The sequence below is a fragment of the Brevibacterium sp. UCMA 11752 genome (assembly GCF_021532235.1).
Lineage (GTDB): Bacteria > Actinomycetota > Actinomycetes > Actinomycetales > Brevibacteriaceae > Brevibacterium > Brevibacterium antiquum.
Window position 1 is genome coordinate 3,332,096 of record NZ_JACBOS010000003.1, and the last position, 23,499, is coordinate 3,355,594.

Annotated in this window: 18 protein-coding genes; 6 read left to right on the forward strand and 12 right to left on the reverse strand. The window is 63.6% G+C overall.

Features of this window, described 5'->3' with window-relative positions; translation table 11 throughout:
- Positions 1 to 36 precede the first annotated feature (36 nt).
- Positions 37 to 1,035, reverse strand: coding sequence for a stage II sporulation protein M (locus HU144_RS14975; RefSeq protein WP_198395315.1), 999 nt, complete (start codon positions 1,033 to 1,035; stop codon positions 37 to 39).
- A 93-nt stretch (positions 1,036 to 1,128) separates the two neighbouring features.
- Between HU144_RS14975 and HU144_RS14980 the strand changes: the two genes are divergently transcribed.
- On the forward strand, positions 1,129 to 1,953 hold the full coding sequence (locus HU144_RS14980; RefSeq protein WP_235351987.1) for an RDD family protein: 825 nt from the start codon (positions 1,129 to 1,131) through the stop codon (positions 1,951 to 1,953).
- Positions 1,954 to 2,010: 57 nt separating this feature from the next.
- Here HU144_RS14980 and ahcY read toward each other — a convergent pair whose 3' ends face one another.
- The 3 genes from ahcY to HU144_RS14995 are packed head-to-tail and all read right to left on the reverse strand — an operon-like array spanning position 2,011 to position 5,341.
- Complete coding sequence (gene ahcY, locus HU144_RS14985; protein ID WP_235351988.1) at positions 2,011 to 3,471, reverse strand: adenosylhomocysteinase; 1,461 nt, start codon at positions 3,469 to 3,471, stop codon at positions 2,011 to 2,013.
- Between the two features lie 44 nt (positions 3,472 to 3,515).
- On the reverse strand, positions 3,516 to 4,994 hold the full coding sequence (manB, locus tag HU144_RS14990) for a phosphomannomutase/phosphoglucomutase (RefSeq protein WP_235351989.1): 1,479 nt from the start codon (positions 4,992 to 4,994) through the stop codon (positions 3,516 to 3,518).
- Entirely contained in the window at positions 4,991 to 5,341 is a 351-nt protein-coding gene (locus tag HU144_RS14995; protein WP_235351990.1) for a DUF3499 family protein, read from the reverse strand. Before HU144_RS14995 ends, manB begins: the two co-directional genes overlap by 4 nt.
- A gap of 130 nt (positions 5,342 to 5,471) precedes the next feature.
- On the opposite strand from HU144_RS14995, the gene HU144_RS15000 reads away from it, so the two are divergent.
- Entirely contained in the window at positions 5,472 to 5,831 is a 360-nt protein-coding gene (locus HU144_RS15000; protein ID WP_198395311.1) for a metallopeptidase family protein, read from the forward strand.
- Here the strand turns inward: HU144_RS15000 and HU144_RS15005 are convergent.
- The 3 genes from HU144_RS15005 to HU144_RS19480 are packed head-to-tail and all read right to left on the reverse strand — an operon-like array spanning position 5,828 to position 10,847.
- Positions 5,828 to 7,285 (reverse strand): DUF5719 family protein, encoded by a 1,458-nt coding sequence (locus HU144_RS15005; RefSeq protein WP_235351991.1) that lies wholly within the window; start codon positions 7,283 to 7,285, stop codon positions 5,828 to 5,830. The two genes, HU144_RS15000 and HU144_RS15005, sit on opposite strands and share 4 nt — an antisense overlap.
- Entirely contained in the window at positions 7,282 to 10,407 is a 3,126-nt protein-coding gene (locus tag HU144_RS15010; protein ID WP_235351992.1) for a glycosyl transferase, read from the reverse strand. Before HU144_RS15010 ends, HU144_RS15005 begins: the two co-directional genes overlap by 4 nt.
- Positions 10,404 to 10,847, reverse strand: coding sequence for a WhiB family transcriptional regulator (locus tag HU144_RS19480; protein ID WP_269465931.1), 444 nt, complete (start codon positions 10,845 to 10,847; stop codon positions 10,404 to 10,406). Before HU144_RS19480 ends, HU144_RS15010 begins: the two co-directional genes overlap by 4 nt.
- A 497-nt stretch (positions 10,848 to 11,344) precedes the next feature.
- Here HU144_RS19480 and HU144_RS15020 point away from each other — a divergent pair, with 497 nt between their 5' ends.
- The 4 genes from HU144_RS15020 to HU144_RS15035 all read left to right on the forward strand — a co-directional run bounded on the left by HU144_RS15020 (position 11,345) and on the right by HU144_RS15035 (position 14,680).
- Positions 11,345 to 12,472 carry a coenzyme F420-0:L-glutamate ligase gene (locus tag HU144_RS15020; RefSeq protein WP_235351993.1) on the forward strand — a complete coding sequence of 376 codons (1,128 nt, stop codon included), beginning with the start codon at positions 11,345 to 11,347 and terminating at the stop codon, positions 12,470 to 12,472.
- Positions 12,473 to 12,554: 82 nt separating this feature from the next.
- A complete protein-coding gene (locus HU144_RS15025; RefSeq protein WP_235351994.1) occupies positions 12,555 to 13,247 on the forward strand; it encodes a hypothetical protein in 693 nt (230 codons plus the stop codon).
- Complete coding sequence (locus HU144_RS15030; protein ID WP_198395306.1) at positions 13,235 to 14,005, forward strand: CoA transferase subunit A; 771 nt, start codon at positions 13,235 to 13,237, stop codon at positions 14,003 to 14,005. The genes HU144_RS15025 and HU144_RS15030 overlap by 13 nt, the downstream gene beginning before the upstream one ends.
- A gap of 9 nt (positions 14,006 to 14,014) precedes the next feature.
- The gene (locus HU144_RS15035) at positions 14,015 to 14,680 is read left to right on the forward strand and encodes a CoA transferase subunit B (protein ID WP_235351995.1); all 666 of its coding nucleotides are present in this window, start codon (positions 14,015 to 14,017) and stop codon (positions 14,678 to 14,680) included.
- 414 nt (positions 14,681 to 15,094) lie between these two features.
- On the opposite strand, the gene manA is transcribed toward HU144_RS15035, so the two are convergent.
- From manA to purE, 5 genes are all read right to left on the reverse strand, one after another.
- Positions 15,095 to 16,195: a mannose-6-phosphate isomerase, class I gene (gene manA, locus HU144_RS15040; RefSeq protein ID WP_328284303.1), complete on the reverse strand. Its 1,101-nt coding sequence runs from the start codon at positions 16,193 to 16,195 to the stop codon at positions 15,095 to 15,097.
- A 569-nt stretch (positions 16,196 to 16,764) separates the two neighbouring features.
- The gene (locus HU144_RS15045) at positions 16,765 to 19,686 is read right to left on the reverse strand and encodes an NlpC/P60 family protein (RefSeq protein WP_235351997.1); all 2,922 of its coding nucleotides are present in this window, start codon (positions 19,684 to 19,686) and stop codon (positions 16,765 to 16,767) included.
- A 263-nt stretch (positions 19,687 to 19,949) separates the two neighbouring features.
- A complete protein-coding gene (locus tag HU144_RS15050) occupies positions 19,950 to 21,470 on the reverse strand; it encodes an LCP family protein (RefSeq protein ID WP_235351998.1) in 1,521 nt (506 codons plus the stop codon).
- A gap of 306 nt (positions 21,471 to 21,776) precedes the next feature.
- Positions 21,777 to 22,925: an acyl-CoA dehydrogenase family protein gene (locus tag HU144_RS15055; protein WP_328284320.1), complete on the reverse strand. Its 1,149-nt coding sequence runs from the start codon at positions 22,923 to 22,925 to the stop codon at positions 21,777 to 21,779.
- A gap of 37 nt (positions 22,926 to 22,962) precedes the next feature.
- A complete protein-coding gene (purE, locus tag HU144_RS15060) occupies positions 22,963 to 23,499 on the reverse strand; it encodes a 5-(carboxyamino)imidazole ribonucleotide mutase (RefSeq protein ID WP_235352000.1) in 537 nt (178 codons plus the stop codon).

The following is a 23,499-nucleotide window of genomic DNA, read 5'->3' on the forward strand; positions in this document are numbered from 1 at the left end:
GTGGTCAGGATCTCTACCGGTCGGTGGCGAGGATCTCTACCGGTCGGTGGCGATGATCGAGTAGCCAGCCTGGTGCTCGTCGAGGTCGGCGCTGAGCCCGGCCCTGGCGGCACGTTTGCCGAAGTACCAGGCGTAGGCGATGACCAGCGCGGTATAGGCCACGCCGATGGCGATCTTCAGGGCCGGTGGAATCGGGTTCGGGGTGACGAATCCTTCGATGAGTCCCGAGATGAACAGCATGATGACCAGACCACCGGCGACGGTCAGCAGCGACCTGGCCTCCGAAGCGAGCTTATTGCGCCGCAGCTGCGGCCCCGGCACCACCCAGGCGAAGAACAGTCTCAGTCCCGCCGCAGCGGCGAGGATGATGCAGCTGATCTCGGGGATTCCGTGCGGGAGGATGTACAGGAAGAAGTCGGAGCCGCGGTCGAACTCGAACATCATCGCACCGGAGAAGCCGACGTTGACTGCGTTGGAGAACAGGCCAGAGACGACGAAGACTCCGGTGATGCCCAAGAGCACGAACTGCACGGCGATCCACGCATTGTTCGTCCACACCCCTACGGCGAAGAAACCGTTCGGGTTCTCTTTGTAGTAGTCGACGAAATCATGTTCGGCGAACTGTTTGCGGAAGGCGTGGTCGCCGAAGGTCTCGAGGACCTCCGGGTGCATGCCAGCCCAGATCCCGGCCAAGCTCGCCACCGCCAGGAAGCACACGGCGACGATGAGGAAGTCCCACCGCAGTCGGTAGATCGACAGCGGCAGACTGATGACGAAGAAGCGAGAGAGACCGCTCAGCCCGCCGGCGGGAACCGCCGAGAGATGGTTGCGTGAGCGGTGGACGATCGCCGACAGCCGCGCAGCCTCCAATGAGTCAGGGGCCACCGTCATGATCCGCGACAGGTCCTTCGATGCGTCTCGATAGAGGTCGAGGAATCTGTGGGTCTGGGCCGGACTGAGAGTGTTCTTCTTCGCCAGCATGGACAGTTCTCGCCACTCGTCGCCGTGCAGTTCGGCCAGCAGATTCGGGTCCATGGTTCAACCCTATCGGAGACTCCTCCCGTCCAGAATCGGTGTCCGAGGCGATCGGCCATGAAGTGGCGATGCGAATTATGACAGGATGGATTCGTGAGTACTTTGGTGACGGGTGAAGCCGTCGAGCTGAGCATCCAGCCCGCGGCCCTGGCGGCGCGCGCGTTGAGCTGCCTCATCGACTTCATCGTCTACTCGATCGTCAACATCGGTCTCATCATCGCCATGTTCTGGTTCCTGCTGCAGATCCTCGACGTCAACGAACTCCTGCTGACATCGGTCACGACCATCATGAGCATCTCGGTGTTCGTGCTCCTTCCGATGATCATCGAAGTCCTCACCCATGGCCGCTCAATCGGCAAACTCGCCCTCGGCCTGCGCGTCGTCCGCGACGACGGTGGAGCCGTGCGAGCCAGGCATTCCTTCATCCGCGCCATTCTCTGGCCCTTCGAAATCCTCTCCACCGGTGGCGGCCTGGCGGCCCTTTCCGGGCTGGTCTCGCCGCAGTCCAAGCGCCTCGGCGACTATATGGCAGGGACGATGGCCGTCAGCGAACGCACCGCCCCGCCCCAACCGGTCCGCACGCATGTCTCACCGCACCTGCAGAATTGGCTGGCGGAGACCGACATCGCCACTCTGCCTGCCGGACTGCACCGACGGGTGGTGCAGTTCCTGTCGATGTCGGAGAACCTGGGCCGCGAATCGCGCTGGGAGCGGGCGAAGGAACTCGCCACCGAACTCAATCCCTATGTCGCACCGGCACCGCCGGAGGGCACGATGCCCGAACAGTTCCTGTCAGCGGTCATCCACCGGCAACGCTCCGCCGAGTTCGCCAAACAGCAGCGCCGCAGCGAACAGTCCCAAGCCTTCCGCGCAGGAGTCAACACCCTCCCACATGGACTGAGCCTGCAGAACCGCTAGGGTTCCACAGGCTCAGATTCGACTCAGCACCATCTCGGCAGCCACCTCATCAGCGGCTCAGTACCGGTAGTGCTCGGGCTTGTACGGTCCGGCGACGTCGACTCCGATGTATTCGGCCTGTTCCTTCGACAGTTCGGACAGATTCGCTCCGAGAGCAGGCAGGTGGAGGCGAGCAACCTTCTCGTCGAGTTCCTTCGCCAGCCTGTGCACATCGTTGTCGTAGCGATCGGGGCTGACCCAGAGTTCGATCTGGGCGAGCACCTGGTTGGCGAACGAAGCACTCATCACGAACGATGGGTGACCTGTCGCGTTGCCCAGGTTGAGCAGGCGGCCCTCGGACAGGACGAGGAAGTCCGTCAGCTCACGGTCCAGACCCAGTTCGGCAGGGACGGGCACGCGCCACTCGTGGACCTGCGGTTTGATCTCGACCTTGGAGACTCCGGAGATCTTGGCCAGCCCGGCCAGATCGATCTCATCGTCGAAGTGTCCGACGTTGCCGACGATCGCTCCGGGCTTGAGGCTTTGGAGCACCTCGACTCCGACCACACGAGTGTTGCCGGTGGTTGTGATGATGATGTCAGCGGTCGGTGCCACCGTGGCGAGGTGTTCGACCTGGTAGCCGTCCATTGTCGCCTGCAGGGCGCAGATCGGGTCGATCTCCGTCACGATGACCCTGGCACCCTGACCACGCAGCGCCTCGGCGGCTCCCTTGCCGACGTCACCATAGCCGACGACGACGGCGATCTTGCCGCCGATGAGGACATCGGTGGCGCGGTTGAGACCATCGGGCAGGGAATGGCGAATGCCGTAGCGGTTGTCGAACTTCGACTTCGTCACCGAGTCGTTGACATTGATGGCGGGGAATGGAAGGTTCCCTTCCTCTGCCAGGCGATAGAGACGGTTGACTCCCGTCGTGGTCTCCTCGCTGACGCCCTTGATGCCGGCAGCCATGCGAGCGAAGCGGCCGGGTGAGGCCTCGAGTGATTTCCGCACCTGTGCCAGTAGGACCTTGAACTCCTCAGGGTCGTCCTCGCCCGCGGTGGGCACTCCCCCGTCGACTTCAGCCTGTGCACCCTTAAGGACGTACATGGTGGCGTCACCGCCGTCGTCGAGGATGAGGTTCGCGCCCTCATCGAAGTCGAAGATCTTGTCTGCGGCCCACCAGTACTCTTCGAGGGTCTCGCCCTTCCAGGCGAAGACCGGCACACCGGCCGGTGCGTCGACGCTGCCGGTGCCGACGACGACAGCGGCAGCTGCTTCGTCCTGAGTGGAGAAGATGTTGCAGCTGGCCCAACGCACCTGAGCCCCGAGTGCGACGAGGGTTTCGATGAGCACGGCTGTCTGCACCGTCATGTGCAGGCTGCCGGCGATGCGGGCTCCTGTCAGCGGCTTGCTCTGGCCGAATTCTTCGCGCAGTGCCATGAGTCCTGGCATCTCTCGTTCGGCGAGTCGGATCTGGTGTCGGCCGGCCTCGGCCAGACTCAGATCGGCAACCTTGAAGTCGGTGGAATCGAGCACGGTACCTCCATCGGGAACGGAAACTGTTGTCGTCTGTCTCGAGTCTATTGCCTGCGAGCCTCGACGAACTCACTGACCCGAGCGGTCAGTTCGCGCAGGCTCTCCGGATCGCTGGCTTCGACATTGAGTCGCACCAGGGGCTCCGTGTTCGACTTGCGCAGGTTGATCCACCAGTCGTCTCCCTGTAGCCCGATGCCGTCGAGATCGTCGACCGTGTTGGTCGGAAAGTGACCGGACTCGGACGAGAAGGCGCTGAGGACCGAATCGGGATCGGCCACGGTGAAGTTGATCTCTCCCGACTGGACGTAGAGGTCGTAGTCGGCGACGAGTCGTGACGCCGGTGCCACTGTCTTCGCCAGGGCGGCAATCAGGTGGCAGGCTGCGAGCATGCCGGAGTCCGCACCGTAGAACTCGTCGAAGTAGAAGTGAGCGGAGTGCTCGCAGGCAAAGACGGCATGTTCGGTGCGCATGAGCGTTTTGATGCCCGAATGCCCGACCTTCGAACGCACGGCCCGCCCGCCGGCGGCTGCGATTGTGGCCGGAACGCTGCGGGAGGTGATGAGATTGTGGATGACCACAGGTTCAGCAATGCCTGCGGCCTTGGCGCGAACGATCTCTCGTTCGGCGACGAGCGCGCCCACGGCCGAGGGCGACATGGTCGCTCCGGTTTCGTCGATGAAGAAGCAGCGATCGGCATCCCCGTCGAAGGCAAGTCCCAAGTCCGCACCCTGGTCGAGCACTGCACGGGAGACGTCGAGGAGGTTCTCCGGCTTCAGCGGGTTCGCCTCATGGTTGGGGAACGTGCCGTCGAGTTCGGTGAACAGCCCGATGACGTCGAAGGGCACACTCGCGTAACCGGAATCGGTGCCGAAGACCTCTCCGAGAAGTTTGCCCGCCATGCCGTTGCCGCAGTCGACGACGACCTTCAGGCCTGTGACCTCGCCGACGCGGGTCAGAGTCCGGATGCGTTCGACGTAGCGTTTGCGCATATCCACGGCGGCATCGGCGTCGACCTCGGGTGCGGAGCTGTGGAAGGTGTCAGTGACGACATGTGCCGGCGCCTGCGGTGCCAATTCCTTGATCCGTCCCAGCCCCGAAGCGAGGCTGACTCCTGCGGCACGTGGCCCGCAGATCTTGATCCCGTTGTAGTCGGCCGGATTGTGACTTGCGGTGATCATCGCACCCGGCAGGTCGAAGATCCCGGAGGCGAAGTACAGTTGGTCGGTCGAGCACAGACCCAACAGCACCGCTCGATATCCGGCTGCCTCGATGCCAGCGGCGAAGGCCTGGGCGAAACCGGGTGAACTGGGTCGCATATCGTGTCCCACGACCACCTCGGCGCTCGAATGGAGCTCCGACATGGCTGTGGCGGTGGCCCAGCCGAGGGCAAAGAGCACATCGGCATCGAGCTGGTCGGGGATGCGGCCGCGGATGTCGTAGGCACCGACTGCGGGTTCGAGCGCAGCGGTGCGGGCGCCGACGAGTTCGGGACTGGGTTCGGCGCCGGACATGGACTCGGTCATGAGTCGCCGATGATGCGCAGGTGGCCGTGTTTGCGACCCGGCATCGATCCGTCGCTTCGACCTCCGGAGGTCGAGGGCGACCTGGACGACGATGCCGATGCGGCCTCACCTGCTCTGACGCCCTCTCCGGGACGTCCCGCAGCTTCCCGGACGGCGTCGGCGATGGCCAACAGATCGTCATGGGTGCGCTCGGGCGGGGCCTGCTCACCTTCGATGCGGATGAGCTGCCAACCCACAGGCGGGGTCAGTTTCTCGGCATGGTCGGCGCACAGGTCATGGGCACCGGGCTCGGCGCGACGCGACAGCGGACCGATGACGACACAGGCATCAGCGTGCACGTACGTCATGGTGGCTGCGGCACTGCGCGAGCAGCTGACTTTTGAACACAATCTCACGGCTGACACAGTCAACCACTTTACACGCGAGTACCGCCTGTCCTGGTCAGCCAGGGCCGTATGGTCAGTACAATATTGACTCATGAGTACCAGGCGTCATCGTGATCGGCATGGCCGCGGACTGCGGTCCCCGCTGTTCCTGGCCGACGTCCCCGCGCGTCTGCGTCGGGCGGAGAGCTTCGCACGTGTCGCGGCCGAGGAGTTCGCCCGTTTCCGGGCGCAGGAACCGGCATTGCTCGCCGAGGTGGTGCTGGCCATTGATGCGGTTCCACCGGCGAGTTCCACCGAGCCCGCCTTCGGCCGGGTCTTTCCGGCTACCGCGAACAGGCTCACGCACATCGTCCTCTACCGGCGGGTCATCGAATATCACAGCAGCGGGCAGCGGGACTCGCTCATCGCCGAAGTCGTCGCCGACCAGGTCGAGATCCTCAGGAATTCCTAGCCGAGACGGATGTCGCGGTAGGCCACACCGGCAGGTGCCGGGGCCGGCTGCACCGCGGAGATCCCTGAGTCCGTGGTGACCACATAGCTGGCGTGGACACCGTCGGACTGGGAACCTGAGGCGTTCTCACCGCTGATGACGATGGCGCGGACTGCGTCTGGGGAGACCTCGGCCGGGCTGAATTCGGTGGTGGCGGTGGGATTGAGGTCAATCGACTGGGCCTCCGTGAGCGAACCGTCGTCGAGCATGCCTCTCACCTGCACCTGTCCCTGCCCTGGTGAGAGGTACAGTTTCCCGGTGCCTGTGCGCGGCAGGGCCATGACCTGGGAGTCGGCGAGGGTGTCGGTGGCGTTGATGCTGCCGAAGTCTGTGCTGCCCTTCTTCCCGTCCTGACCGATGAATGCGCTGGCCTCAATGGCTTGGTCCGAATCGAGGACGACGCTTGTGGCGTCAAGATCGCCGAGGTCGGCCTCGGCGACTCCGTGTGCGACAACGGTCATCGATGAGCGCGGAATGTCGATCTCCCCATCGGGCCCATAGGCCTTGAGCGATACCTCTGCCAGGTCATCGCTCGGGTTGGCCACGCGCAGGCGTGCGTCCTTCCCGTCGAGTCCGGTGACGACCTGCTGCGTATCGGCGTCTGCTCCGCTCGTGGCCAGGTCGATGCCCTGAGGGGTGAGACCGTCGAGCACGGTCTCTTGGAGGGAGCCGGCCACGACTCCCCCGTCGACGTTGACATCGACGGCCAGCGATTCCGCTCCGGCGGCGAGTCCACCCAATCGGATGGCTCGCTGCTTCCCAGCCTTGATGCTGACCTCTGTCGGCTCCCCACGCTCTCCCGACGGTGTCATGAGTGTGACTTCGGCCTGCACGGGAACGTCGCCGGGGTTGCTCAGCAGCAGTTGGGAGTTCGATCCTGCGGCTCCGGAGCCAGCCAGGATCCGGAAGTTGCTCGCCGCCGAACCACAGGTCAGTGTCGCGAGCCCGGTGAGGTCTCCGGAGGTGCCTTCGACGGTTTCGACGCCGGTTGTCAGCGCCGGTGCCCCGGGCCGGGCGAACCCGGTGATGAGTTTGGTCTTGTCGATCGGATCGTCACCGGAGACGAAGCCGTCGGAGCTGGGGTTGTCGAAGTTCGCCGACCCACCCAGATCCGCTACCTGGAGACGGGCTGCGGAGACCGAGCCGTCTGCGGCACTGATCGGCGCGGAGGCGGAGACGGCACGTGTGGACACGTTCGAGTCGTCGACGAACTCCGCGTCGGTGCCCTCTGCCTCATCATCGGTCAGGAGCGGACCGGGGCAGATCACACGGGTGTCGGCGGTGGGCATTCTGACCTGCTCGGGACTGCGGTCGAGTGTGCCTGGGGTCAGCGGAGTCAGGAAGGAGGTCGTGGCGACGAGGACTCCCGGTACGGCGATCGCCGCGAAGGTCACGATGCTGCGCATGTGTTTCATGACTTCGCCTCCACAGAATGCTCGGGTGCGGGTTCAGACTGTCGCTGGGACTTTCCCCGAGTCGCTGGCTCGGATTTCCCCCGAGTCGTTCGTGACCAGGCCCGTGTCTGGCGCTGAGACCCGAAGGGGATCGCGACGATGATGGTCAGGAGGCCGAGAATCCAGCCGATGATGACCCCCGGGGCATAGAGCGACGAACCGTAGGTGAGTTCGACCTCGCCGCCGGAAGCTGGCAAGGAGTACTCGGAGGCCCAGCTGATCGTCGACTTCCCTGGCTTCGGCAGGTCCTTGCCATCGAGGCTGGTGGTGATGTTGTCGGAACTATCGGACACGATCAGGGTGCGCCCGTCCTCACCTGGAGCCACCTCGGCGGTGGTGCCGTGCATCGGTGCGGTGCTCATCGTGCCGTCGGGTTCGCGGACGAGGAACCGGCCGCTGTAGGGGGTGTCGACCTGCCACAGGCCACCCGATTCGGTCGGACCGACCTGGACGACTCCGTCGGCGGCGGCCACTGAGTTCGTCAGATTCTTCGCGTCCGAGTCGACGAGGACGAAGTCCACGCCCAGCTGACCGAGGATGGTGCGGACGTCTCCGGCGTCATCGGCCGAGAGTGCCGCGGCGGCCTGAGCGATGAGTGTCTGGTCCTCGGTGATGGGCAGGGGTCGGCGCTCCCACGGCCAGCCGCCGACTGCCTCGGCGGACCGGATGGTCGAGGTCCCGATGACGGTCCCATCGGCGGACGAGAGAAGGCGGGCCCGGACTTCGCCGTCGACGACATCGAGGCGCAACGTGCGTGCCTGAGCATCACCGGCAGCCCGGTCAGCGGCCAACGCCGGGACGGTGCCGTGTTCCTGGGTGGTGACTTTGTCCGCCGAGGTGGTGCTGGGTCCGGCGCTGACGATGATGAGTCCGACTGCGGCGATGGCCACGAGTCCGGACAGACCGCGCATGGGCAGTCGCCGGGAGTTCGACGATTTCGTCGTCGTGGTCTGAGCCCCGAGTGTGAGCAGCATGATCGCGCCGAGGCTGAGCAGGGTCAGTCCCGCGGCAGGATAGGAGCCGATGAGGTGGAAGGGACCGGTTTGGGCCGGGATGAGGACCTGGACGGTGGCCAGCAGAAGCCCAGCAAGGTAGAGTCCCACGGCCCACATCAGGCGTGAGAGTTTGAGGTGAGCTTCGATGAGGGTGAGGAACGCGAGGATGAGCATCGGCAGCACCAGAACCGGTGCCCACAGCTGAAGCATCCCAGGGTTGACGCCGTTGAGGCCGACAGCGGACAGGAGACCGGCCAGCCAGCTCATGTCGATCGTCGAGGGAAAGCCGACCGCGAGGAGGTAGCTGGGCGGTGCCGGTGGAGCCAGGGTCTGTCCGGGCATGACGAAGAGCGCGCCCGGGGCGCTCACGAGGCCGATCAGCCAGGGCCAGGCCAGGAACAGGGTCGGGGCCAGCAGCCACAGGTGGCGCAGACCACGTCCGGTGCACACCAGCACCACGGTGAGGATGATGCCCAGAGGAAGCATCAGCGGCATGCCCGCGATCATCAGGAACAGCAGGAGTCCGGCACCCGCGGCAGCGGCGATCGACCCTGTGCGCAGGCTGCGCCGCAGGGCGATGACGAAGAGCGGTGCCGCAATCCAGACGAGGATCACGCCGAGGCGGCCGTCGGAGAGCGCGGTGACGAAGAGTGGGGCCGCAATCCACAGCAGACCGGCGAATCCGCGCACCCACCGTCGCTTCACGATTGCGCCCGCGGCCCGGTAGGCGGCGATGACGGCAAGGACCGGGGCGAGGACGATCAGGGTCCGGGCCATGATGTCGACGTGGCCCAGGAACGGAACGCTGAGGGCCGCGAGGACCAGCTGGTAGGGGTCGGCGGGAACGGCGGCACCGGTGGAGACGTCAAGGTGAGGGCTGAGCAGTCGGGCGACGATATCACCCACCGTCACGTCGGTGGATCCCAGTGCACCGCCGACGAGGTGGCCGGGGCCGAAGAGACGGAAGGAGACGAAGCCGCTCAGTGCTGCGGCCGCGAGGAGGAGGTAGGTCAGGGGGCTGCGGAAGAGTCCCGAACCGCCGGTGACTTCGAGGCGTGAGAACGAGTCGATGGCCTCTTCCGTGTCACCGACCGGGTTGAGCTCGGTTTCGTCGATGTCGCCGGGGCCGCTGCCAGTGGCCGAATCGGCCTGAGCCAGACGGGCTTCCTCGGCGGAGTTCATGCTCCTGCGCTGGACGGCGAGTTCGTCCGGGTCCGCGTAGAGCGGAGCCACATGGGAGTCGGTGGTGCGTTTGGCCAAGCGATTGCGGCGAGCGTTGGACCGCCTCAGCCGTGAGGTGGTTCCGGCGTCGGAGACGAGCCCGAGCAGTGCGGAGAAGTACCAGGAGGCGGCGCGGACGTTGTTCGACAGGAGTCCCGCCAGGGTGTTCTTCAGCTGGGTGAGAATGAGGAGACAGAAGATGCCGGCGAATCCGGGGGTGGCGAGGCTGAGCCGGTAGCGCTGTTCTGTACGGATCTGAGACTTCGACAGTGGCGGCAGAGGCGAGGAGCCCAACTGGGCGGCCGAGTCTGCGGACACGGTGAGTCCGGCGCGTGGCGCGACGACGACTCGGCGGCCGAGGTCGCGCAGTCGACGCGAGTATTCAAGACCGCGATAGGCCACGCCGAGGACGCGTGACGGAGCTCCGATTCTTTCGAGCTCGGTGGTGGAGATGAGCATGCCGGGCAAGTCGAGGCCCAGTGTCTCCGATTGGCCGTCGCGCTGGCCCTGGTCGACCTCTCCGTCGGCAACCGGGTTGACCCTGGCTCCCGCCGAGGTGGTGGTGACTCCGGCGGAGACGATGTGGTCTCCGTGCATGATCTTGGGACCGACGGCGGCGATCGATTCGGTTGCGCCGATGGCGTCGAGCAGCTCCTCGAGGCAATCGGGTTCCGGGCGTGAGTCTGCGGTGAGGAACCACAGATGGGTGCTCTCGGCAACCTCGGGGAGTGCAAGTGCCTCTGTGACGGCAAGACCCCCGAGATCCACGATCGGGATCTCGGGGTAGGTCTTGCTCAGAGCTGTTTCGAGCTCAACCCTGCTGCTGTCATCGCCTGAGGCGATGACAACGGTGACGGCAGGTTTCACACGACCTGTTTCTTGAGTCGGCGGCGTTCACGTTCAGACATACCGCCCCAGATTCCGAAGCGCTCGTCATTCGCCAGCGCGTATTCGAGGCAGTCTGACCGGACATCGCACGAGGCACAGACACGTTTGGCCTCGCGAGTCGATCCGCCCTTTTCAGGGAAGAACGCCTCGGGGTCGGTCTGAGCGCACAGCGCTTGGTCCTGCCAGGACAGCTCGCCGTCCTCGGCTGCCCCGAAGAGCAGTGAGAGCGGCGATACTGCGGAGTTGTCCGTGGGAAGCGGTGTCAGATCGTTCGGATCGATCGCCAATGGATCAGGCAGAGTATCCGGTGTTCGGGCCCCTGGTTCGACGAACCAGTCTTCGGCACTTCGAGAAGTGACTCCAGGCACGACTGTGGAGAAGTCTTCCCTCTCCTGCCTTTTGCTCTGTGCGCTTTGCACGGTTTTCCCCTTTCTCACTCTCAGCTCACCTACCACTGCGAGCTCCGATTCCGGTACCGTTCGAAGAGCCGAATGGTCTGGGTGCGACCGGCTCCCCGGATGATTCCGGAGGTGAAGCTCGTGCTGACCGTGTCAGCGTGGTGGATGCTCGAATCCGAGGATTCGTGCTAAGTGCGTTCCCCTGTTAAGTATAAATTACACGCGTGTCATTACCGCCCCGTCAAGCCCTTGTGGAGTATTGCAGTGGGCATCTGAGGTTTAATCGAACACACCTTCACATACACACGCTCCGGTAACACCACATGTAGCGACCACTATCTGATACTGACACAACCTGTAGTGAGCAGCTGAGCAAATCTGGAGAATTTCGAAATCATTCGCCGTCAGTGGGAATATGGAGACATGAGAGTCGAATCACTCGCAATCGTCGCCCGCTCCCCGCATCCGCCCACTGAATCCGGGCGCCGAGGCGGCCCGACGACGACAGGGACGCGGCGATGAATGACCGACTGCTCACCGTGTATGCGCCTCCCGTCGAGGAGCACATCGCGGCCGGTTCCGATCTGGCAGCGATCCTTGTCAACGCTCTGCGCCGGAATCGGATCGACCTCAAGGACGGCGACATCCTCGTCATCGCCTCGAAGGTGGTGTCCAAAGCTGATGGACGCCTGCGCAGCGTGAAGGACCGGGCGGAGTTCGAGGACCTCGTCAAGGATTCGTCGAATCACCTCGTTGCCGAGCGGACCTATGCCTCCGGGTCCACCGTCCAGATCGTGCGCACCCAGTCAGGAACCGTGCAGGCGGCCGCCGGACTCGACCAGTCGAATTCCAGCGGCGCCGTCGTCCTCCACCCTCACGACAGCGATGCTTCGGCGCAGAAGCTGCGGCTGCGGGTCGAAGAGTCCTTCTCCGTGCGGATCGGGGTCGTCATCTCCGACACCATCTCGCGGCCGTGGAGGATCGGCGTCGGCGACTTCGCGCTCGGTCTCTCCGGATTCTCAGGCCTCGACGATCAGCGTGGCCGACCAGATGACGATGGCAGGGTGCAATCGGTGACCGTGCGCGCGGTGGCCGATGAGATCGCCGCCGCAGCCGATCTCGTCAAGGGATCATCGCGCGGACTGCCGATGGCACTCGTACGCGGCGCCGGGGGATATCTCGACAACGGCCGAGCCGGGGCGAAGGCCCTGAGCCGTGACCTCGGGGAGGACTGGTTCCGCTACGGCCACGTCGAAGCAATCCACAGAGGTCTCGGCGTCACCGAGCTGCCCGGCCGTGCCGCGGCCGGTGACAACAGCGACGACATCCTCGAACGCGTCTCACGCGCCATCCGCGTCGTCCGCGCCGGAGCGTCACGCACCCCCGGTCAGGCTGCCTGGCGGATGCGCATCGAAGGGTCCGGCTCCCGGATCACCATGGCCCCCTCCGACTCTCCGGCGACACCGCAGGCCGGTGGTCCTCCCCTGCTGGAGGCGATGGTCGGCCTCGGATCTCTCGTCGAGCGCATGCACACTGCGCTCTTCGCCGAGGACCTCAGCGCGACCACGAAGTGGGAGTGGGCCGACGGAGAGCTCGGAGCGTTCCCCCGTGGGGTCCGCATCAATATCGGCCTCCTGACCCCCTGACCATCGGGCTCCTGACTCCCTGACCATCGGGCTCCCGTCCCACTGAACGCCCCATCATCATCGAGAAAGCAGGTCATCCCTCGTGGATCTATCCATCATCAGCCGCACCGGCGGACCCGTCCTCTTCTGGCGCGGCCCCGACTTCGACCGGCTCGACCTCACCGGTCCAGTCGTGGCGAACTGGGTGAACAAGGGCGTCGGCCTCTTCGGCGACTACGACCTCGGCCCTGATTTCACGCTCTTCGTTCCGCTGCCTGCCGGGCTGCACTGGCGAGAGCTCGTCGCCATTCTCAGCGTCCTCCTCGCCGACGGTCGCGTCGTGCTCGGCACGGACAGGTCACCGGCCCCGGATGGTGATTTCCACGCCTTCGTACCGCTGGGCCACCAGGACGATGAGCAACTGGCCGATGCCGAGGAGGTCTTCGTCTACAACCCACCGGCACTGGCGCTGAGCACACCGGTCGATGCGGACTTCATCGACGTCAACTCAGCAATCCGCGCCTACCCAGACGTGACACCTCGGCGGCTCCAGTCCACCGGGACTCTCATCGTCGGTGGCCAGGAGCTCCAGTGGTCCGACTCCCCGAACGATTCCAGATCCGGAATCCTCGTCTCGAACTCAACTCCGGGCCCAGACGAATGGGCGACGTTCCTGGGCCACCTCCTTCGCGGGGGTGAGTCTGTGCTGGCCAACGGGATGGACGAGGCTCGCATTGCGGACCTGGCGAGCAGCCTCGGCGAGGTACGTGGCAGACTGGGCGTATGGACAAAGTAGTTGATACTCCCGCCGAGGCGGTAGCCGATATTGCAGATGGATCATCGATCGCCGTGGGCGGTTTCGGTGTCGTGGGCGTGCCTGAGTTCCTGATCCGAGCGCTCAAGGACCAGGGCGCCAAGGACCTCGAGGTGATCTCGAACAACGCCGGAGTCGACGGACGGGGCTTGGGCCTGCTGCTCGCCGACCACCGCCTCCGCCGGATCATCGCCTCCTATGTCGGTGAGAACAAGGAATTCGCCCGCCAGTACCTCTCCGGGGAACTCGAGGTCGAGCTGACCCCGCAGGGCACCTTGGCAGAGAAGATGCGCGCCGGCGGTGCCGGAATCCCGGCGTTCTACACGATCACCGGTGCCGGCACTCAGGTCGCCGACGGCGGCATGCCGTGGAAGTACGACGCCGAGGGCAACGTCGTCAAGGAGTCACCGGCCAAGGACACCCGCGTCTTCGACACCTTCGGCGAAGAGAAGGAATACGTCCTCGAGGAGTCCCTGGCTCCCGACTACGCGCTCGTCCGCGCCGCCATCGGAGACCGCCACGGCAATCTCGTCTTCAACTCTTCGGCCAGGAACTTCAATCCCCCGGCCGCACAGTCGGCCCGGATCACCATCGCCGAGGTCGAGAAGCTCGTCGAGCCAGGCGAGATCGATCCCGATGACGTCCACGTTCCCGGCATCTTCGTCCACCGCGTCGTCGAGCTGACCCCGGAACAGGTGGCCGACAAGCCCATCGAAAAACGTACCGTTCGCGAAGCCTGAGGAGCCGAAATGTCATTGACAAGAAATCAGATGGCCGCCCGCGCAGCCCAGGAACTCGAAGACGGCAGCTACGTCAACCTGGGCATCGGAATGCCGACTCTCGTGCCCAACTACCTGCCCGAGGGAGTCGACCTCGTCCTCCAGTCGGAGAACGGTCTCCTCGGCGTCGGCCCGTACCCCACCGAGGACGAGGTCAATCCTGATCTCATCAACGCCGGCAAGGAGATCGTCACGATGCTCCCCGGTGCCTCCTACTTCGACTCCGCCGCCAGCTTCGGCATGATCCGCGGCGGCAAGGTCAATGCCGCGATCCTCGGCGCGATGCAGGTCGCCACGAACGGCGACATCGCAAACTGGATGATCCCCGGCAAGATGGTCAAGGGAATGGGCGGGGCCATGGACCTCGTCCACGGTGCCCAGCGCGTCATCGTCATCATGGACCATGTGGCCAAGGACGGCTCACACAAGCTGCTGTCGTCCTGTGAGCTGCCGCTGACGGGCAAGGGCGTCGTCAGCCGCGTCATCACCGACATCGCCGTGCTCGACGTCTCCGGAGACTCATTCACCCTCGTCGAACTGGCTCCGGGAGTCACCGTCGAAGAGGTCAAGGAGAAGACCGGCGCCGAGGTGAACGTCCCCGACGACGTCCCCACCATCAGCGTCGACGCCGCTTGAGGCACTGCTGCTCCGGCGCTTTGTCGCCTGCGGCCATTTGTAGCCTGCGGCGCGGAGCCGCCTGAGGCCGTTCCGAGCCGAGACACGACAGAGGCCATTCCGGGTCGATTCCGAACAGGGAATTCGACTTGGAATGGCCTCTGTCGCATGTGTGCGCTCATTTGCGCCTCGTGCCCGCGCGCATACCCCACCGCTGCTCTCAAACCATCCCGTTGCTCATACGAACCACGTATAGCTCAGCTACTCCTACCGTCAGTGCCTAAAACAACACCCGCAAAGAGGTGAATAGCTGCTGATTGTGCGTGGTGCTCAACCCGCCGACACACGCACAGCCAACTCACTTCGAACCCGCCCGGGCCAACAAGCAACGACGGACGTCAGTCGCCTTCCAGCCCTGCCCCGGCCCCGGACGCTTCAGGCGAAGGGCAGCGAGGTGTCGAGTCCGGTGGTGGCCACGAACAGGTCTCCGTGGCCGTCTGCGGTCACTGTGGGCTCATTTGCCGCGATGAAGACGCTCTGGCCACGTGTGAGTGTCACTGTGGACCCGAGGGAGGTCAGAGTGATGCTTCCCGAGGTGCACAGGGCGATGCTCGCACCTCGGCGCTCGACCTGAGTCAGTCGTGGGCACCGCAGTGATTGCAGTGCGAAATCCTCGGTCGCGCCGAGGAGGATTCCGTCGCGGTCAGGTGCAACCATTCGAGGCTTGGCGGAGGCGAACTTCGCAACCTTTCCCAGCTCCGGAATATCGATGTGCTTGTTCGTCAGTCCCCCGCGCAGAACATTGTCGCTCGAGGCCATGACCTCGATTCCGGTTCCGCCGAGGTAGGCGTGCAGCACACCTGATTCCATCGCCAGGGCTTCCCCGGGCTGCAGGTGGACGCGATTGAGCATGAGTGCCACAAGCACTCCAGGATCGGAAGGATAGTCAGCCACAAGCTCGTGGAAGGTCTCAGCAGGATCGACGGCTGTGCCCGAACGACTGATGTGTCCTTCTGGCAGTTCTGCCAGATCCTGACCGGCGACCTCGTCCACAAAGCCGGCGGACCGGGCGTCTCCGAGGACGAGCTCGACTGCCTTGGCGAAGGCCTTAGCCTCGGTCACGGACTTCAGCGCCGAGATCACGTCACCGAGAAAGTCCAGGGAAGCTGGTGACAGTGACAGCGACAGCAGACGTTCGAAGGTTGCACGCACGGCTTTGCGCGAACGGAATCCGGTCAGCGCGTGGAATTCGGTGAGAGCGTAGATGAGTTCCGGTTTGGCCGACGGGTCCTTGTAGTTGCGGGTCGAAGCGTCGAGATCGGGGCCCTCGGCTTCTTCCCGGGCGAATCCGATGGCCGCCTGCTCTGGATTCGGGTGAACCTGAATAGAAAGTGCCTTCTGCGCGGAGAGGACCTTGAGCAGGAACGGCAGACGTGGCCCGAATACCTGCAGCGAGTCGTGGCCCAACAGACCCTCTGGGTCACCGGCAAGGTATTCGATGAGGTTGGGTCCGACAGTGCTGCTGTCCGTCTTCACGTCCAACGATGACGATGACCCCTTCTGCGCGGAAAGGTAGGCCGTGCGCTGCTGGTCAGACGCTCCGATGTCCAGACGGGAGGGGCTGAGAGGATGCGCTCCAAGCCAAAGCTCAGCGCAAGGAGTGCCGTCTGGCGCAGTTCCCAGGATCGCCGGGATCGCGTCCGTGCTGCCCCAAGCAAAATTCTTGACCGTGTTGTGCAATCGACGCACTGTCTTGGTCCCCTTCGGCTGGACTGTTCAGATGAACACACATGCATTTGCCGTGCGTGTTTCTCCACGTTAGCGCGTCCCTCTTGACTAATCATGGTTTTCCGAAGTGGCTTCACTGACTGTTCAGGCCAGGACATCTGTTGTTCACCGCGTGGTTAAGGGCCCGTGGAGCGGCACGTGAGGTTGACCGCACGAGACAGGCGGGCCAGCCGCAAGGAGAGTCTATGGACATCCGGGCCCAAGTCGCAGGTGAACAGGAACAGAAAAATGCCTCGCGACCGGTTCTTTTCAGAACCGACCGCGAGGCATTGGAACCACCTGCCGAGTTCTACTCGACCGATGCCACCGTGCTGCCGTCAGCCGACCACGCGAATGACCTTCGCTCCACGATCGAGCATCCAGCTGTAGCTGCGCTTCGTCGTGTTCGTCCGGGTCGAGCCAGCATCGTACATCTGCCCCTTGGTCTCAGAGATGATGCCGATGTGGCCTGGGATCCAGATCAGGTCGCCTGCTTTGGCTTCACTGGCAGGGATGACAGTGCCGGCGTTGCGCTGCTGGCTTGTTGTGCGCGGCAGTTTGATGCCGTGCTTGCCGTAGACGTACTGGGTGTAGCCCGAGCAGTCCCAGCCCTTCGTCGGTGAGGTTCCGCCCCAGACATACTTCACACCGAGGTGGGCTTTCGCCTCACCGACGATGGAGTCACGCTGAGCCTGGATCTTCTCAGCCTTGGACGGCTTGTCGTCGTCCTTGGACTTGTCGTCCTTCTTGTCATCCTTGGACTTGTCATTGTCCTTCTTGTCATCCTTAGGCGCGTCCGACTTATCGTCGTCCTTGGATTTGTCCTCGTCCTTCTTGTCATCCTTGGGCGCGTCCGACTTATCGTCGTCTTTGGACTTGTCCTCGTCCTTCGACTTGTCGTCGTCCTTCGAATCCTTGTCGTCACCCTTGGCGTCTTTGTCGTCTGTAGAACCTTCCCCGGAGTCTGCAGCCGAACCGCCATCGGTGGCGCTGTCCCCCGGTGGTGCCGACTCATCGGCACCACCGGAAGCGTTGGCATCATCGGTGTCACCCGGACCATTGTTGTCGACTACGCCGCCTTCAATGGTTCCGGTGGGCGAGAACTCTGTAGTTCCATAGCCCTCGGCCCAGACGAGTCGGGCACCTTCGAACAGCTGCTCTCCTCGTCCGTCCTTGTACACCGGGTTCGACGTGGGGTAACCAAGGTGGCCCTTGACGGTACCTTTGTCACCCCAATAGTTCAGGAGCGTGCCGGTGGTGTAGTGGGCACCGGTGTCCTTCGACCAGTAGATCTTGCCCTTCTGGAACGACTGCGCCGATCCCCCGTCCTTCAGGCCGCCCTTCTCTTGCGAGGTGGGCAGGCCCAGCTGGGTGACAGCGTCACCCTTGTACGAGTTCTTGATCGCTCCGGTCAGGTGGTACGCACCGGTCTTCTTGGACCAGTAGACGTTGCCCTTCTCGTAAGCGCGAGCACGTGCTCCGTCAACGCCTTTGACATCGTGTTCCTTGCCAGTGGCCTTGCCGAGTTCCTTCGTGTGGTCAGCAGCGTACTTCTCGATAGCAGTCTTGGGCTTCGGCGTTGCCTTCTTGTCATCGTCCTTCTTGTCATCCTTCTTCTTGTCGTCCTTCTTGTCGTCGTCCTTCTTCTCATCGGACGGCAGATCGCCGGACTTCATGATGTCGGTGACAGTTGAACGGATTTCGCCCATCTTGGAATAGAAGGCGTCACCAGGGCAGCTGGTGTTCGCGAGGTCGCGGTGCGCGACGACGGTCGACTTGCTCGGCTTGACGCCATCGAGCGAAAGCTTCCAGGCAATCGCCGAGGCGACAGCATCCCTGGTCTTCTTCGGCGGAGCCGACTTGTCATAGGAGCCGATCACCGAGATGCCGAATGTACCGGAGTTGTGGCCGGCCACGTGAGCACCGATGACGGCCTTCTTGATGTCGCCGCCGCGTGCATGCCAGAGACGGCCGTACTTATCGGCGATGACGTTGTATCCGATGTCGTCCCAGCCTCGACCCGACTGGTGGTAGGACTGGATACCGCGCAGAACCGAGGGAACGTCTTCAGCCGAGTAGCTGTTCGAACCGGCGGTGTGGTGAACGACAGCCTGCTTGACGCTGCTGGCGTAGTCGGGGCTGCCGTTGTATGCCTTGGCACCCCACGAATCGCGCGAGCCGATCTTCGGCTTCGGCACCTTGGCGGCTTTGGCCACGTTGTTCGTGGACGAGGAGCCGGGGACGTAGTTCTGATTGGTGACCTCGGCCTGACCTGATGCAGCCACTGTCTCGGTGCTCGCGGCAGCCTCGGCCGAGCCGGCAGTGGAGCCGGGAGTCGTCTCTGAGGTATCTGCTGCGTCTTCGGACGGATCGGAGCTCTGCGGCTTGATCTCCACCGGATCGTTCTCGGCCACGGCCGCAGCATCATTGGGATTATGCTTCGGATCGACGAGAACGAGCTCGGCATCGCTGGGTGCCTTGTCGCCCAGAATGCGCATCTGCACACCGGAGGCCCGGTTGACGGTGAACGGCTCGGAACCTTCGTTCTTCGCCTGCTCCTGCTTCTCCTCGTCGAGCGACTGCCAGTTGCCCCAATCAGATCCGCTCTTGACGCGGACTTGGATGCGGATGTTGGCCGTCGACTCGGAGAAGGTGAAGCCGATCAGGCTGGGGTTCTTGGACGGAACGTCGAGGACGTCGGAGATCAGCGCGATGTTGACGCCGTCTTCGGTCTTCTGACGCACCGAGCCCGAGATGTCGTCGCTGTCCTTCGATTCCTCAGATGATTCAGAGCCCTCGGACTTCTCGTCCTCGGACGCGTCATCCTTCTTCTCGGAATCTTCAGCGGGTGCCGATGGGTCAGCCTTCGGGGTCGTGGCGTCCGATTCAGCAGATTCGCTTTCACCTTCAGGTGCGGACAGTCCTGCAGAGACGGGATTGACCGACCCTGTGGAACCGGCAGCAGCAGAGGCACCCGAACTCGCGTTGACGACTGCTGGCACCTGAGTCGAGGCGGCAGCGGTCGGCGACTTGAAGATGTTCGGCAGGTTGCTGGTTGCGCTCTGGTTGGTGGCGTTGGCAGAGGAGTCACTGGAATCACGGGCGCCGGGGACGTTGAGTCCGTCTTCGCTCACGCTCAGCGCCTCTTGAGTCACTTCCGGCTCAGTCGACGCCGCGAAGGCAGTCGGTGCCGTGACCGCTAAGGTGCCGACGAGTGCGACTGAAGCGCAGCCCGCGACTGTGGGCAATAAGTATTTCATCGTTACAGCCTTTTCGAGGAAGTCAGGGAAGTTCAGGCCCTGGAATCATCTCACCGTTGGCAGGACGGTGGGTAATCCCAACATCTCAAAATTGTTACACATATACGGCGTGTCAGACTAGCCAAATAACAAAATAACCAAATTACACCGGTGTGGTTCCCAGTGTTTGCAAGGGACACACCGAGGGAAAGTTTTTCCCGGAATCCTGTGCAATTCCCTGCTTCTCACGGCCAACGCACAAGGTCGGCCAGGTGATCGACATCTCAGGGCACGTAGCAGATGGCTCTCTCTGCGCTCTCTTCGCCCTCGTCAGAGCCGCCTTCACTACCGCTTTGCGCACTGACCTGGGTGTTGCTTCCAGCCGTGAGCCCCCGGCTCGCATTCACCCCTGCAACGGCTCCGGACGTATCGCCAGGCGCGCTCTGGGCGCCTTTGTCCTGCTCAGCATCCTTGGATGATTTTTCGATCGTGTCCGCAATCAAGGACCTGGCTGCGTCGAAGTCAGGCTGTGATGGTGTCACGTTGGGTGGAGTGAGGTCAAGGGACTCGATCTTCTGCGACTTGACCTTCAGAGCCAGGTCCACGAAGTCGTCCACCTCTGAGGAGGGAATGTCCGTCGCCAGCGCTCCTGGGGTGGCTTTGGCGATCTCCTGATACCGAGTCAGAACGGTGGCGGGATCGAGCTGTTTGACCATCGCTGTCTGCACGCAGCGCTGCCGGACCATCCGCTCGTAGTCGCTGGAGAATTCACGAGAGCGGGCGAACCACAGAGCATGGAAACCGTCGAGCTTCTGCTTGCCCGGCTCGATCCAACCCTTGACCGGGCCATGCTCGCCTGTGTTCGGATCGACCTTCGAAGAGATCGGCACCCGCTTACCCGAGACGAGTGTGATCCCGCCCAGGGAATCGATGAGGCTCTCGAACCCCTTGAGGTTGACCATGGCGAAGTACTGAACTTCGAGGCCGGTGATCGCCGAGGTGGCATCCATCGTGGCCTGCTCCCCTGCTCGCTTCGGGTTCTCGAACTCGTCCTTGTGTCGCTCACCTTGCTGGAAGACCGCGTTGAGCAGGCACTCGTCGCCGCAGTTGTACCCCTGCGGGTAGTACTGGTGCAACGGCGAGTCCTTGGGGAACGGCACGTTCTCCATATTGCGCGGAAGGCCGACGATGACCGTCTTGCCGGTCTTCGCATCGATCGAGACCAGGGACAACGAATCCGGGCGGATGCCGGTGCGCCCCTTGCCGGCGTCTGAGCCGAGGAGAAGGATGTTGTAGCGACCATCGACGGGCTTCGCGGCCTTCCCGGAGGCGAAGAGGTCAGACATCAGTCCGCGCTGGGAGTCCAGCAGGGTCGTGCCCCAGGCCAGCGGGCCGACAACGACGAGGACCAGCGCGCAGAACGCGGCCAGGAAGCGCTTGCGCGCCCTCGCAGACAGTGTGACCAGCTTGATCCGGCGCAAGGTGTCGAAGAGGCACACGATCCAGTTGATGGCGATCACCGGCAGCCAGATCGTGAGGAACGTCAGCAGGAAGGGATTCGTGCCGATCGTGAAGAGGAACTTCTTGTCGATGAGAATCACGATCAGCGCAATGATCGCGAGGACCCAGGTGATTGCGGTGATCGACAGCGAGATCTTGGCCCAGCGACGAGACCGGAACAGCAGCTGCACTCCCCCGGGAATGAGGACTGTCACGAGGAGAAGAATCCACGCCCGTACATCCCTCGTCGGCTGTGAGGCGTACGACGGGTGATGAATGGGGTCGACGTATCTCGTTTCGGCCACTGACCTACCTTTACCTCGCGCTCGTTGCTGTTATGGCCACCGCGCGGACCTGAAGCCCGCGGCGACACAGACTACTGTGCCAAACCTTCTGGAGAGTCCACTGTGTTCATCCATTGTGGCGCGTGCGAACCTGGGATTCCGGCACATTTGCCCTGCGCATGTCGCGTCGTCGCAGGTGTACTTGATCACAGTCACGCGATCTGTGGGCCTCAGTATGGGAGCACAGGGTCGAAGACGGCCATCGCCCGTCAGCGATGGCCGTCTTCCTTGAAGCCTGGTCTCTCCCCCGCCGAGGCGGGTCTGGCCTCAGCCGATGAGCTTGCGCCCCATCACCATGCGCTGGATCTGGTTGGTGCCTTCGTAGATCTGTGTGATCTTCGCATCACGCATCATCCGCTCGACGGGATGATCGACGACATAACCGGCACCGCCGAGCAGCTGCACGGCATCGGTCGTGATCTCCATGGCCGCGTCTGAGGCGAAGGCCTTGGCCGCAGCGCCGAAGTAGGTGAGGTCGTCGTCGAAGCGCTGGGACTTGGCCGCAGCGGTGTAGGTCAGCGAACGAGCGGCCTCGAGCTTCATGCCCATATCGGCGAGCATGAACTGGACTCCCTGGTTCGAGGCGATGCTCTTGCCGAACTGTTCGCGTTCCTTCACATAGCCGATCGCGTAGTCGAGCGCGCCCTGGGCGATGCCGATGGCCTGGGCGGCGATGGTCACACGAGTGTGGTCGAGGGTCCGCAGGGCGATCTTCAATCCTTCACCGGGGTCACCGATGATGCGGTCGCCGGGCAGTCGGACATTGTCGAAGAGGAGCTCACGCGTCGGTGAGCCCTTGATTCCGAGCTTGCGCTCCTTCTCACCGAAGGTGAAGCCCTCATCGGACTTCTCGACGACGAAGGCGGAGATATTGCGGCCGCGCGCACCGTCGGGATCGGTCACGGCCATGACCGTGTAGTACTCGGACTCGCCGGCGTTCGTGATCCAGGTCTTGACACCGTTGAGGATCCAGTCGTCGCCATCGGCCACGGCGCGTGTCTTCATCGAGGCCGTGTCGGACCCGGCTTCGCGTTCTGAGAGTCCGTAGGAGAATCCGGCCTCACCGCGAGCAACCTGCGGGAAGTACTTCGCCTTGATCTCTTCGCTGCCGCCGAGCTGGACAGGCATGCTGCCGAGCTTGTTCACGGCCGGGATCAGTGATGACGAAGCACATCCGCGTGCGACCTCTTCGATGATGATGGCCACTGCCAGCGCGTCAGCGCCCATCCCGCCGTGCTCCTCGGGGATGTGAGCGGCGAAGAAGTCGGTCTCGACCAGAGCGTCGTGGGCTTCCTGCGGGTAGCGGGAATCGGCGTCAACCTCGGCGGCGAAGGGAGTGATCTTCTTCTCGACGACGTTGCGCACTGCGGCGCGGATCTCTTCGTGTTCTTCGCTGGGCTGGTAGAGGTCGAACATCATTCTCCTATTACTGATCGATCGTTAAGTACTCCTATTATCGCTGGAGAGCCTGCCCTTTGTCGAGAGCGGCCTGCCGCAGCTGCTGGCGATGTTCGTCGAGTCGACCGCGGATTCCCGCCGCTGCATCGGTGTCACCGGCGCCGAGGATTCGGGCGGCGAGGAGTCCTGCGTTCTTGGCTCCGCCGATCGAGACGGTGGCCACAGGGACGCCTCCGGGCATCTGCACGATCGAGAGCAGTGAGTCCATGCCGTCGAGGTATTTCAGCGGGACGGGAACGCCGATGACCGGCAGCGGGGTCATCGAGGCGATCATTCCGGGCAGGTGGGCCGCTCCCCCGGCGCCGGCGATGATGACGCGCAGGCCGCGGTCTGCTGCGGTCTTGGCCCATTCGATCATGTCCTCAGGCATGCGGTGGGCAGAGACGACTTCAGCGGTCGAGCCGATGCCCAGTTCGTCGAGGGCCTCGGCCGCGGCCTTCATCGTCGGCCAATCCGAGTCCGATCCCATGACGATTCCGACGGCTGCGCAGTTCTCGTTGCTCGTGGAGTCATCGTCATTCGCTGGAGGCAT